This window comes from Micromonospora sp. ATCC 39149 (assembly GCF_000158815.1).
Taxonomy (GTDB): domain Bacteria; phylum Actinomycetota; class Actinomycetes; order Mycobacteriales; family Micromonosporaceae; genus Micromonospora.
On sequence record NZ_GG657738.1, the window covers coordinates 1,193,485 to 1,207,618 of the forward strand.

Here is a 14,134-nt window from a genome sequence, read left to right on the forward strand (position 1 = left end):
ACGCCACCTCGACAGCGAACAACGCCGCCTGCGTGACACGCGTGTCATCAAGCCCCGACCCGTCAGCAGAAACCAGCGCCTCCCGCACCTCCGGATCAAAATGCCCACACACCTCATCAAAAACCCGCCGGAACACCGGATACGTCAACCCAGCACCCATCCGCGCACGCTGCGAACCCTGACCCGTAAACAACACCGCCGTCTTCCCCACAACCGGACGACCCGCGAACCGCTCCTCACCCACCAACGCCACCCGATACTCCAGATGCGCACGAGTCGTCGCAGCCGAAAACGCCACATCCAACAAATCCCGCCCCGGCAGAAACGCACGCAACCTCGCCTCCTGCGCCCGCAACGCCTGCTCCGACCTAGCCGACACCAAAATCGGCACCACCGACGGAACCACCACCGACTCGACTTCCGCTTCCCCGCGCGGAGCCTCCTCCACATCCCCCCGCGGAGCCTCCTCGAGGATCACGTGCGCGTTCGTGCCACTGATCCCGAACGACGACACACCCGCCCGCCGCGGACGACCACCCACCACCCACGGACGCGCCTGCGTCAACAACTCCACCCGACCCGCATCCCACTCCACATGCGGCGACGGCGCATCCACATGCAACGTCCGCGGCAACACCCCATACCGCATCGCCTGCACCATCTTGATCACACCCGCCACACCCGCCGCCGCCGACGTGTGACCAATATTCGACTTCACCGACCCCAACCACAACGGCACCTCACGATCACGCCCATAAGTCGCCAACAACGCCTGCGCCTCAATCGGATCACCCAACCGCGTACCCGTCCCATGACCCTCAACCACATCCACCTCAGCAGCCGACAACCCCGCAACAGCCAACGCCTGCCGAATCACCCGCTCCTGCGCCGGACCATTCGGCGCAGTCAACCCATTACTCGCACCATCCTGATTCACCGCACTACCACGCACCACACCAAGAACCCGATGACCATTGCGCTGCGCGTCAGACAACCGCTCCAGCAAAATCACACCCAAGCCATCCGAGAAACCCGTGCCATCAGCCGCCGCCGCATACGGCTTACACCGCCCATCCGGAGCCAACCCCCGCTGCCGGCTGAACTCCATTAGCAGGAACGGCCCGGCCAGCACCGTCACCCCGGCGACCAGCGCCAACGAACACTCCCCGGCCCGCAACGCCTGCCCAGCCAAATGCAACGCCACCAACGACGACGAACACGCCGTGTCGACGGAGACCGCCGGGCCCTCCAGACCGAGGGTGTACGCGACCCGACCGGAGACGATGCTGGTGGTGGCCCCGGTCAGGCGCAGGCCCTCGATTTCGGGGAGGCTGCCGGCCGGCATCGCCCCGTAGTCGGAGGAACCGACGCCGCAGAACACGCCGGTGTCGGTGCCACGCAGCGACGTCGGATCGATACCCGCATCCTCCAGCGCCTCCCACGACGCCTCCAACAGCAGCCGTTGCTGCGGGTCCATCGCCACCGCCTCACGCGGGCCGATCCCGAAGAACCCGGCGTCGAAGTCCCCCACGCCGCTGACGAAACCGCCGCCCCGGGTCGACACGGTGCCGAGGCTGTCCGGGTCCGGGTCGTAGAGCCGGTCCAGGTCCCAGCCGCGGTCGGCGGGGAAGCCGGTGATCGCGTCCCGGCCGTCGGCGAGCATCCGCCACAGCTCGTCTGGCGTGTTGGCGCCCGGGTAGCGGCAGCTCATGCCGACGATGGCGAGCGGCTCGTCTGCCACCGGCCGGCGGCGCGGCCGGGCTGGCGCGGCGGGCGGCTCGGCGGCGCCCGCCTCGGCGAGCAGGAGCTGGGCGATCGCCGCCGGGCTGGGGTGGTCGAAGACGAGCGTGGACGGCAGCCGTACGCCGCTGGCCTGGGTCAGCCGGTTGCGCAGCTCGACCGCGCCGAGCGAGTCGACGCCGAGCTCCTTGAAGGCCCGGTCCGGTTCGACGGCATCCGGCGTGGCGTGCCCGAGGACTGCGGCCACCTGCGCCCGGACCAGGTCGAGGACCACCCCGGGCCGGTCGGCCTCCGGGACGCTCGCGAGGCGCTGCGCCAGCGAGCCGTCCGAGGAGGTGCGCTGCGCGGGCACCTTGACCAGCCCGCGCAGCAGCGCCGGCAGCATTCCGGACCGGGCCTGCTCGCGCAGGTCCCTTCAAGTGCAGGCGGGCCGGCACCAGCAGGGCCTCGCCCAGCCGTAGCGAGGTGTCGAACAGCCGCACGCCAAGCTCGGTGCTCAGCGCGCCGGTGCCCATCCGTTCCAGCCGGGCCCGTTCCGCGTCGTCCAGCGTGCCGCCCATGCCGGCCGCCTCCGCCCACAGGCCCCAGGCCAGCGACGTGGCGGGCAGCCCGGCGGCGCGGCGGCAGGCGGCGAGCGCGTCGAGGAACGCGTTGGCGGCGGCGTAGTTGCCCTGCCCCGGGCTGCCGATCAGCGCGGCGACCGAGGAGAACAGCACGAACGCGGCCAGGTCGTGTCCGGCGGTCAGCTCGTGCAGGTTCGCGGCGGCGTCCACCTTCGGCCGGAGAACCCCGGCGAGCTGCTCCGGCGTCATGGCGTCGAGCACGCCGTCGTCGAGGACGCCGGCGGCGTTGCACCACCGCGGTCAGCGGCCGGTCCAGGCCATCGAGCACACCGGCAAGCTGCGCCCGGTCCGCCACGTCACAGGCCACCACGTCCGCCTGCGCGCCCAGACCCGCCAGCTCCGCGACCAGCTCCGCCACCCCCTCGGCCGCCGGGCCACGCCGACTCACCAGCACCAGATGCCGCACGCCATGAGTGGCCGCCAGATGCCGCGCCACCACCGCGCCCAGACCACCCGTACCCCCGGTGACCAACACGATCCCGTCCGGATCGAGCAGCCGGGGTTCAACGCCGGCGGCCGTACGGGCGCGGGCGAGACGCGGCGCGAGCAGACGTCCGCCGCGGACCGCGAGCTGCGGCTCATCCAGCCCAGCCAGCGCACCCCAGTCCGGCTCAACCCCGTCCTCCAGGTCCACCAGCAGGAACCGGCCCGGATGCTCGGACTGAGCACTACGCACCAGACCCCACACCGGCGCCTGCACCAGATCCGGCGCCTCGTCACCGGCCGCGACCGCGCCACGGGTGACGACGACCAGCCGGGCCCCAGCCGGGCTGTCCGCGCCGAGCCAGGACCGCAGCAGGGCGAGGGTGCGGCGGGCGACCACGTGGGCCATCTCCGCCGTGCCGCCGGCCTCGCCCGCGCCGATCCGCACCACCACGAGGTCCGCGGTGGCCCGGTCGAGCGTCCCGGCGTCGTCCCCGTCGAGGACGGTGACGACCGGCGCGGTGCCCGGCCGCACGGCCGCCGGGATCTCGGTCCAGGTCACCCGGAACAGCGAGGAATTGCCCGCCTGCTGGGCGCTGTCGAGCTGGGCCTGTTCGACCGGGCGGAAGGTGAGCTTGGCGACACTGCCGACCGGTACGCCGTCCTCGCCGGCCAGGTCGACCCGCAGCGCCGACTCGCCCGCAGCGGCAATGCGGACCCGCACCCGGGCGGCGCCGCTGCGGGCCAGCCGCACGCCGGCCCAGGAGAACGGCAGCTCGGCGCCGGAGTCCTTGTCCAGCCAGCCGAGGCCGCCGTGCAGCGCCGCGTCGAACAGCGCCGGGTGCAGCCCGTACCCGCGGGCGGCTTCGGCGTGTTCCTCGGGCAGGACGATCTCGGCGTACACCTCGTCGTCGGTCCGCCATCCGGCGCGCAGGCCCTGGAACGCCGGTCCGTAGTCGAAGCCGACCTCGGCGAGCCGGGCGTGGATGGCCGCCACGTCGAGCGGCTCGGTGTCGGCCGGCGGCCACACGCCGGGCTGCCACGGCTCGGCCGGTTCGTCGTCCGCGGCCAGCAGCCCGCGGGCGTGGCAGGTGGTCTCCGCGTCGGCGGTGTCCGGCCGGGAGTAGAGGGCGACCTCGCGGCGGCCGGCATCGTCCGGCTCGCCGATGGTGACCTGGAGCTGCACCGGCGTGCCGGGCATGACCAGCGGCGCCTCCAGGACGAGTTCGTCGACGACCGGGACGCCCGCGTGCGTGCCGGCCGCGGCGGCCAGCTCGACCAGCGCGGTGCCGGGCACCACCACCATGCCGAGCACGCCGTGGTCGGCGACCCAGGGGGCGCTCTCGGTCGAGAGCCGGCCGGTGAGCACCCATTCGTCGCGGTCGCCGACGCGCACGGCGCCGGTCAGCAGGGGATGGTCGACCCGGTCGAGGCTGCTGGTGTCGGGCATCAGCCAGTAGCGTTGGTGTTGGAAGGCGTAGGTGGGCAGATCGATCCGCTTCCCACCGGCCAGCACCGCCGCCCAGTCCACCGGCACTCCGGCGTTGTGGGCCTGGGCGAGGAACGCGGCGAAAGCGTGCGGCTCGGACTGCTTGGCCCGCAACGCCGCGGCAAGCACCACATCATCATCCAGGAACGAACGCGCCATCGCCGTGAGCACCGCATCCGGACCCAACTCCAGGAACCGGGTCACCCCCTGCTCCCGCAGAGTACGAACACCATCATGGAAACGGACCGCCTCACGCACATGCCGCACCCAGTACGCCGGATCGGTCACCTCATCACCGACCACACCACCGGTCACGTTCGACACGATCGGAATCCGCGGCGACCGGAAATCCAAACCACGAGCAACCCGCTCGAACTCCTCCAGCATCGGCTCCATCAACGGCGAATGGAACGCGTGACTGACCGTCAACCACGTCGTCTTACGATCCGACCACCGAGCCTGAAACTCCCGCAACTCATCCAACGAACCAGAAACCACCACCGCACTCGGCCCGTTCACCGCCGCCACCGCCACACCAGAAATCTCATCCTCGGTGGCCTGGACCGCCAACATGCCCCCACCAGCAGGCAGAGCACCCATCAACCGGCCCCGCGCCGCCACCAACGTGCACGCATCCACCAACGACAAGACACCAGCCACATGCGCCGCCGCCAACTCACCAACCGAATGACCCAACAGAAAATCCGGACGGACCCCGAAAGACTCCACCAACCGGAACAACGCCACCTCGACAGCGAACAACGCCGCCTGCGTGACACGCGTGTCATCAAGCCCCGACCCGTCAGCAGAAACCAGCGCCTCCCGCACCTCCGGATCAAAATGCCCACACACCTCATCAAAAACCCGCCGGAACACCGGATACGTCAACCCAGCACCCATCCGCGCACGCTGCGAACCCTGACCCGTAAACAACACCGCCGTCTTCCCCACAACCGGACGACCCGCGAACCGCTCCTCACCCACCAACGCCACCCGATACTCCAGATGCGCACGAGTCGTCGCAGCCGAAAACGCCACATCCAACAAATCCCGCCCCGGCAGAAACGCACGCAACCTCGCCTCCTGCGCCCGCAACGCCTGCTCCGACCTAGCCGACACCAAAATCGGCACCACCGACGGAACCACCACCGACTCGACTTCCGCTTCCCCGCGCGGAGCCTCCTCCACATCCCCCCGCGGAGCCTCCTCGAGGATCACGTGCGCGTTCGTGCCACTGATCCCGAACGACGACACACCCGCCCGCCGCGGACGACCACCCACCACCCACGGACGCGCCTGCGTCAACAACTCCACCCGACCCGCATCCCACTCCACATGCGGCGACGGCGCATCCACATGCAACGTCCGCGGCAACACCCCATACCGCATCGCCTGCACCATCTTGATCACACCCGCCACACCCGCCGCCGCCGACGTGTGACCAATATTCGACTTCACCGACCCCAACCACAACGGCACCTCACGATCACGCCCATAAGTCGCCAACAACGCCTGCGCCTCAATCGGATCACCCAACCGCGTACCCGTCCCATGACCCTCAACCACATCCACCTCAGCAGCCGACAACCCCGCAACAGCCAACGCCTGCCGAATCACCCGCTCCTGCGCCGGACCATTCGGCGCAGTCAACCCATTACTCGCACCATCCTGATTCACCGCACTACCACGCACCACACCAAGAACCCGATGACCATTGCGCTGCGCGTCAGACAACCGCTCCAGCAAAATCACACCCAAGCCATCCGAGAAACCCGTGCCATCAGCCGCCGCCGCATACGGCTTACACCGCCCATCCGGAGCCAACCCCCGCTGCCGGCTGAACTCCTGCAACAGCAGCGGCCCAGCCAACACGGTGACCCCGGCGACGAGGGCGAGCGAGCACTCCCCGGCCCGCAACGCCTGCCCAGCCAAATGCAACGCCACCAACGACGACGAACACGCCGTATCCACCGACACCGCCGGACCCTGCAGACCGAACGTATAGGCGACCCGGCCGGACACCACGCTGCTGGTCGAGCCGGTCAACCGGAAACCCTCAAGCTCCGGCGGACGCGCCGGGCCGTAGTCGGAGGTCACCACACCACAGAACACACCAGTATCCGAGCCACGCAACGACGTCGGATCAATACCCGCATCCTCCAACGCCTCCCACGACGCCTCCAACAACAGCCGCTGCTGCGGGTCCATCGCCACCGCCTCACGCGGGCCGATCCCAAAGAACCCGGCGTCGAAGTCCCCCACGCCGCTGACGAAACCGCCACCACGGGTCGACACGGTGCCGAGGCTGTCCGGGTCCGGGTCGTAGAGCCGATCCAGGTCCCAGCCGCGATCGGCCGGCAGCCCGCCGATCGCGTCACGCCCGTTCACGACCAGCTCCCACAACTCCTCCGGCGAGCTGACCCCACCCGGGAAGCGGCAGCTCATGCCCACGATCGCCAGCGGTTCGCCGGCCCGGGCGCGGCGTGGCCGCCGGTCCACGCCGGTGGGCGCGTCCGGCACGCGGCTTCCGGCGGGCTCGCCGGCCACCTCGGCGACGAGCAGCCGGGCCACCGCCTGCGGCGTCGGGTGGTCGAAGACGAGCGTGGACGGCAGCCGTAGGCCGGTGGCCTCGACGAGCCGATTGCGCAACTCCACCGAGGCAAGCGAGTCGAAACCGAGCTCCTTGAAGGCCCGGCCGGGTTCGACGGCCGCCGGCGAAGCGTGCCCGAGCACCGCAGCCACCTGCGCCTGCACCAGTTCCCGGACAACCTGTTCACGGTCGGCGACGGGCACCGCGGCGAGCCGCTGCGCCAGCGAGCCGCCCGCGACGGCACGGCGGGCGGGGGTCCGGACGAGGCCGCGCAGCAGCGGCGCGAGCGTGCCGGTACGGGCCTGGCCGCGCAGCGTCGTGCGGTTCAGCTCGACCGGCACGACCACCGCCGGGCCGAGGCGCTGCGCCGCGTCGAACAGGGCGAGCCCGGTGGCCGCCGGGAAGGCTTCGATACCCGTGCGGGCCCAGCGGGCGAGAGCGGCCCGGTCGAGGGTGCCGGCCATGCCTTCCGCCCACATGCCCCAGGCGAGGGAGGTAGCGGGCAGCCCGGCGGCGCGGCGGTGAGCGGCGAGCGCGTCAAGGAACGCGTTGGCGGCAGCGTAGTTGCCCTGCCCCGGGCTGCCCATGAGCGCGGCCACCGAGGAGAACAACACGAACGCGGCCAGATCCATCCCGGCGGTCAGCTCGTGCAGGTGCACCGCCGCGTCGACCTTCGGCCGCATGACCCGTTCGACCTGCTCAGAAGTCATCGTCTCGATCAGCCCGTCAGCGAGGACACCAGCGGAGTGCACCACCGCAGTCAGCGGCCGGTCGAGAGAGCCGAGCAACGCGGCAAGCTGATCGCGGTCAGCGACGTCGCAGGCAGCGACGCGAACCTTGCAGCCGCGCCCTTCGAGGTCGCTGACGAGCTGATGGACACCATCGGCGTCGGATCCACGCCGGGAAACCAACAGCAGATGCCTCACGTCGTACGCGGTGACGAAATGCCGGGCGAACAACGCCCCCAAACCACTGGTGCCACCGGTAATCAACACCGTGCCGTCCGGATCCAGCGGCGCCGGCACGGTCAGCACCACCTTGCCGGTATTACGACCCTCCCGCAGGAACCGAAACGCCTCCCGCCCCTGCCGCACATCCCACGTACGCACCGGCGCCGACCGCAACACCCCCTGCTCGAACAGGCCGACAATCTCACCCAGCATCTGCTGAATACGATCCGGACCCGCCTCGAACAGGTCGTACGACCGATACACCACACCCCGCTCAGCCAGCACCGACTCCGGATCCCGCAGATCCGCCTTACCCATCTCGATGAACCGCCCACCCTCACCCAACACATCCAGCGAGGCATCCACAAACTCCCCAGCCAGCGCGTTGAGCACCACGTCAACCCCACCGGCGAACCGCTCCCGGAACCCCAAATCACGCGACGACGCAATCCGCTCCGCAGGCACCCCCAACCCCCGCACCACATCCCACTTCGCCGGACTCGCCGTCGCATACACCTCCGCCCCGACATGCCCGGCCAACTGCACCGCCGCCATACCGACACCACCAGCCGCGGCATGCACCAACAGCTTCTCCCCCTGCCGCAACCCCGCCAGATCCCGCAACCCATACAACGCGGTCAAATACACCACCGGAACCGCCGCACCCTGCACAAACGACCACGACCCCGGCATCGGCACCACCAACCGCCGGTCAGTCACCGCCACCGGACCGAACGCATCCGGAACAATCCCCAACACCCGATCCCCCGGCACCAGATCGGTCACCTCCGCACCGACCTCCAACACCACACCCGCGGCCTCCGAACCCAACGGCGCCTCACCCGGATACATCCCCAGCGCAATCAGCACATCACGGAAGTTCAGACCCGCCGCCCGCACACCAACCCGCACCTCACCAACACCCAGAGCCCGCTCACCGTCAGAAGGCAACAAAGTCAGCTCCTCCAGCGACCCCTTGTGCTCGCTGGTCAAATGCCAAGCACCCGTGATCGGCTCAACCTTGTGCGCAGTGAGCCGAGGAGCAAGCGGAACACCACCACGCACAGCAAGCTGAGGCTCCCCGGTCGCAGCCAGCGCCACCCAATCCGGATCAGGCTCCCCACCAGGCAAATCAACAAGCTGAAACCGGCCCGGATGCTCAGACTGAGCACTACGCACCAGACCCCACACCGGCGCCATCACAAGATCAACCGCCTCATCACCCACCGCAACCGCGTGACGGGTGACCACCACCAGGCGGGCGGCGGCCAGCGGTTCGGCGGCCGGCGTTGCAGCAGGTCCAGAGTCCACGCGGTCACGGCCCGGGCACGCTCCGCCGGGTCGTCGCCCGAGGGGTCGTCCACGGTGGCGATGACCAGGTCCGCCGCGGCGTCGGTCCGGGCCGTCCCGGACGGGGCGGGGATCCAATCGAGGGTGTGCAGCGACCCGCCGGGCGCGGCGCCCGTGAGCTGCCGGCTGTCGGCGGGGCGGAGCGCGAGGGCGTCGATCCGGCCGGCCCCGCCGCCTTGGTCGTCGGCGATGTCGATCCGCAGCGTCGCGGCGGCGGTGGTCGTCACGCGCACCCGGAGGCGGCTGAGGCCGGTGCGGTCGAGCCGGACGCCGGAGAATGCGAACGGTAGACCCGGCGCCGTGCCGTCACCCCGGTCGAGCAGGTCTGGGCCGCCGTGCAGCGCCGCGTCGAACAGCGCCGGGTGCAGCACGAAATGGCGCGCCGCCTCGGTGTACTCACCGGCGAGCGCGACCTCGGCGTACACCGCGTCCCCATCGCGCCAGGCCGCTTCGACGCCCTGAAACGCCGGGCCGTACTCGTAGCCCATCTCGGCGAGCCGGGCGTAGAGCGCGTCGACCCCGATCGGTTCGGCGTCCGCCGGCGGCCACGGCGTCCCCGGTGAGGGGAGCACTTCGTCGTCGACGGCGGCCAGGACGCCGCGCGCGTGGCAGCGGCCGGCGTGGGAGTCGTCGGCGTGCGAGTAGACGGCCACCGCACGGCGCCCGTCCCCGCCGGGCTCACCGACGGTGACCTGGAGCCGCACCTCGGCGTCGGCCGGCACGACCAGGGGTGTTTCGAGGGTGAGCTCGTCGACGACCGGGGTGCCGGCATGCCGTCCGGCGGTGAGCGCCAGCTCGACCAGGGCGGTGCCGGGGACGACCACCGTGCCCAGCACGGCGTGGTCGGGCAGCCAGGGGGCGAGGTCGCGGGAGAGCCGGCCGGTGAGCACCCATTCGTCGCGGTCGCCGACGCGCACGGCGCCGGTCAGCAGGGGATGGTCGACCCGGTCGAGGCTGCTGGTGTCGGGCATCAGCCAGTAGCGTTGGTGTTGGAAGGCGTAGGTGGGCAGATCGATCCGCTTCCCACCGGCCAGCACCGCCGCCCAGTCCACCGGCACTCCGGCGTTGTGGGCCTGGGCGAGGAACGCGGCGAAAGCGTGCGGCTCGGACTGCTTGGCCCGCAACGCCGCGGCAAGCACCACATCATCATCCAGGAACGAACGCGCCATCGCCGTGAGCACCGCATCCGGACCCAACTCCAGGAACCGGGTCACCCCCTGCTCCCGCAGAGTACGAACACCATCATGGAAACGGACCGCCTCACGCACATGCCGCACCCAGTACGCCGGATCGGTCACCTCATCACCGACCACACCACCGGTCACGTTCGACACGATCGGAATCCGCGGCGACCGGAAATCCAAACCACGAGCAACCCGCTCGAACTCCTCCAGCATCGGCTCCATCAACGGCGAATGGAACGCGTGACTGACCGTCAACCACGTCGTCTTACGATCCGACCACCGAGCCTGAAACTCCCGCAACTCATCCAACGAACCAGAAACCACCACCGCACTCGGCCCGTTCACCGCCGCCACCGCCACACCAGAAATCTCATCCTCGGTGGCCTGGACCGCCAACATGCCCCCACCAGCAGGCAGAGCACCCATCAACCGGCCCCGCGCCGCCACCAACGTGCACGCATCCACCAACGACAAGACACCAGCCACATGCGCCGCCGCCAACTCACCAACCGAATGACCCAACAGAAAATCCGGACGGACCCCGAAAGACTCCACCAACCGGAACAACGCCACCTCGACAGCGAACAACGCCGCCTGCGTGACACGCGTGTCATCAAGCCCCGACCCGTCAGCAGAAACCAGCGCCTCCCGCACCTCCGGATCAAAATGCCCACACACCTCATCAAAAACCCGCCGGAACACCGGATACGTCAACCGAGCACCCATCCGCGCACGCTGCGAACCCTGACCCGTAAACAACACCGCCGTCTTCCCCACAACCGGACGACCCGCGAACCGCTCCTCACCCACCAACGCCACCCGATACTCCAGATGCGCACGAGTCGTCGCAGCCGAAAACGCCACATCCAACAAATCCCGCCCCGGCAGAAACGCACGCAACCTCGCCTCCTGCGCCCGCAACGCCTGCTCCGACCTAGCCGACACCAAAATCGGCACCACCGACGGAACCACCACCGACTCGACTTCCGCTTCCCCGCGCGGAGCCTCCTCCACATCCCCCCGCGGAGCCTCCTCGAGGATCACGTGCGCGTTCGTGCCACTGATCCCGAACGACGACACACCCGCCCGCCGCGGACGACCACCCACCACCCACGGACGCGCCTGCGTCAACAACTCCACCCGACCCGCATCCCACTCCACATGCGGCGACGGCGCATCCACATGCAACGTCCGCGGCAACACCCCATACCGCATCGCCTGCACCATCTTGATCACACCCGCCACACCCGCCGCCGCCGACGTGTGACCAATATTCGACTTCACCGACCCCAACCACAACGGCACCTCACGATCACGCCCATAAGTCGCCAACAACGCCTGCGCCTCAATCGGATCACCCAACCGCGTACCCGTCCCATGACCCTCAACCACATCCACCTCAGCAGCCGACAACCCCGCAACAGCCAACGCCTGCCGAATCACCCGCTCCTGCGCCGGACCATTCGGCGCAGTCAACCCATTACTCGCACCATCCTGATTCACCGCACTACCACGCACCACAGCCAACACCCGATGCCCCCGCCGCCGCGCATCGGACAACCGCTCCACGACCAGCATCCCGACCCCGTCGGAGAAACCCGTACCATCAGCCGCCGCCGCATACGGCTTACACCGCCCATCCGCCGCCAACCCCCGCTGCCGGCTGAACTCCACCAGCAAAAACGGCCCAGCCAACACCGTCACCCCACCGACCAACGCCAGCGAACACTCCCCCAACCGCAACGCCTGCCCAGCCAAATGCAACGCCACCAACGACGACGAACACGCCGTGTCGACGGAGACCGCCGGGCCCTCCAAACCGAGGGTGTACGCGATACGGCCGGACACCACGCTGGTCTGAGTGCCGGTGAGCCGGAAGCCCTCCAGCTCGGCCCGCATGGCGGGTCCGTAGTCGGTAGCGAGGGCACCGACGAAGACCCCCGTGCCGGACCCGCGAAGCGCGGTGGGGTCGATGCCGGCATCCTCCAGCGCCTCCCACGAGGCTTCCAGCGCCAGCCGTTGCTGCGGGTCCATGGCGAGCGCCTCGCGCGGGCTCACCCCGAAGAACGCGGCGTCGAAGTCACCCACACCGTCGAGGAAGCCGCCGCCTCGGGCGTACACCCGGCCGGTCCGCTCGGGGTCGGGGTCGTACAGGGTGTCGACGTCCCAGCCGCGGTCGCGCGGCAGCCCGGTGATCGCGTCCCGGCCCTGCTCGACCAGCTCCCACAGGTGCTGCGGTGAGCTGGCGCCCCCGGGGTACCGGCAGCTCATGCCCACGATTGCCAGCGGCTCGAGGTCGCGTTCCTCCAGCTCGCGCACCCGGCGGTTGGCGGTGAGCAGCTCACTGGTGACCTTGCGGAGGTAGGTGCGGAGCTTCTGCTGCTCGTCGGTGCCCTGGGTCATGCGGATCCGAGCTCCTTGTCGGTCGTGTCGAGGCCGGTCACATCGGCGGCCGTGCCCGGCACAGGCGTGCTCCGGTGCCATTTCGCCGACCATTGCCGCCCGTTCCTGAAATGGAGTCACCGGAGAGCTGCCTGCCGCTCAATCCGAGGTGGAGCGTACGCAGCAAAGGCCAGCGGAAGCCACGCCGTAAATGGGTGACGTCCAGTACCTGCCAAGATCATGACTGCTCTCGCGCGCGGCTAGCGGCCGCCGGCCCGGGCGCAATAGTACGAACGGACCAGCGCGGACAGCGCGCCTAGCGCTCCGGCGACCGGCACGTGGCCCGGCCGTGGCAACAAGTTGCGGGCCGCCCGGCGCCGCTGGCAGCTAATGGACAGCAGCCATTGCGGATATGACGTGGGCGTTTATTTCCGAGTTTCCCGGATACGAAACATATCCGACACGAAACGGGACTGGCGTACTTGTTAGTAAGTACATACTGTTCTAGGCTGCCCCGATGGAGATGGAACGAGCGACTGCGGGTCAGCGCCGGGTCCAGGCCGTCGCGATAGGCATGGGCGCGTTCGCCGACCATGGGCTGACCACGGCGGCGGTGCAGCACGTGGCCGACCGGCTCGGCCTGTCCCAGCCGTATGTGTTCCGCCTGTTCGGCAGCCAGCAGGCGTTCTTCCTGGCCTGCCTGGACGAGCTGGAGGAGCGGTTCCGGGCGGTCATCCGCCGGGCCGCCGCGGCGGCACCGGACGTTCCGCTGCCCGCGATGCGCGCTGAGTTCCGGGACCTCCTCGCCGACGAGGTGCACAGCGGGCTGTGGATGCAGGCGTCCGCCCTGGTCCGACGCAACGACAAGATCGCCCGGCGGCTGCGCGCGCTGATCGCCGGGGTGCTGGCCGAGGTCGACCGGCTCGCCACGACGACGCCCGACGAGCTGCTGCGGTTCGTGGCGGACGGCGCGCTGACGGTGCAGTCGCGGGCGCTCGGCGTGGACGTCCGCGACGGCATCCAGGACGCCGTCGAGTCGCTGCGCAAGCGGCCGGTGGCCGAGGCGGTGGCCCGGTGAACCCGGTGCTGCTCCCGGTCGTCGCCGCGCAGGGCATCTGGCTGCGGGCCCGCACCGAGATCCTGCCGCCGGCCGGCGGGCCGACCACCGGCGCGACGCCCGCGCCGCCCGATGTCTCGACCGGCGCCGTGGACGCCCGGCCGCTGCGGCTGGGGGTGCTCGGCGAGTCGACCGCGGCCGGCTGCGGCGCGGACACCCACGACGAGGGCTTCACCGGTGCGCTCGCCCGCGCGCTCGCCGAGCGCACCCGGCCGGACGGTCGACTGGTCGGTGGTGGGCCAGCACGCCGCCACGGCCCGCCGCATCCGGTACCGGCTGCTGCCCC

The 14,134-nt window shown here is 70.0% G+C and carries 3 protein-coding genes and 3 pseudogenes; 2 read left to right on the forward strand and 4 right to left on the reverse strand.

Features of this window, described 5'->3' with window-relative positions:
* From MCAG_RS04835 to MCAG_RS29530, 4 genes and pseudogenes are all read right to left on the reverse strand, one after another.
* Positions 1-1,984, reverse strand: a pseudogene (locus MCAG_RS04835) (beta-ketoacyl synthase N-terminal-like domain-containing protein); the annotation flags it as partial.
* A gap of 385 nt (positions 1,985-2,369) precedes the next feature.
* Positions 2,370-2,552 (reverse strand): annotated as a pseudogene (locus MCAG_RS33390) (ketoreductase domain-containing protein); the annotation flags it as partial.
* Positions 2,553-2,649: 97 nt separating this feature from the next.
* Positions 2,650-9,015: pseudogene (locus MCAG_RS34430) on the reverse strand (SDR family NAD(P)-dependent oxidoreductase); the annotation flags it as partial.
* A complete protein-coding gene (locus MCAG_RS29530) occupies positions 9,015-12,758 on the reverse strand; it encodes a type I polyketide synthase (RefSeq protein ID WP_369751353.1) in 3,744 nt (1,247 codons plus the stop codon). The gene MCAG_RS29530 and the pseudogene MCAG_RS34430, both read right to left, overlap by 1 nt.
* Positions 12,759-13,248: 490 nt before the next feature.
* On the opposite strand from MCAG_RS29530, the gene MCAG_RS04845 reads away from it, so the two are divergent.
* Both MCAG_RS04845 and MCAG_RS33415 read left to right on the forward strand, forming a co-directional pair.
* The gene (locus tag MCAG_RS04845) at positions 13,249-13,809 is read left to right on the forward strand and encodes a TetR family transcriptional regulator (RefSeq protein ID WP_007071851.1); all 561 of its coding nucleotides are present in this window, start codon (positions 13,249-13,251) and stop codon (positions 13,807-13,809) included.
* Positions 13,806-14,134: hypothetical protein (locus MCAG_RS33415; protein ID WP_369751302.1), on the forward strand; the 329-nt coding region annotated here is incomplete at its 3' end. The genes MCAG_RS04845 and MCAG_RS33415, both read left to right, overlap by 4 nt.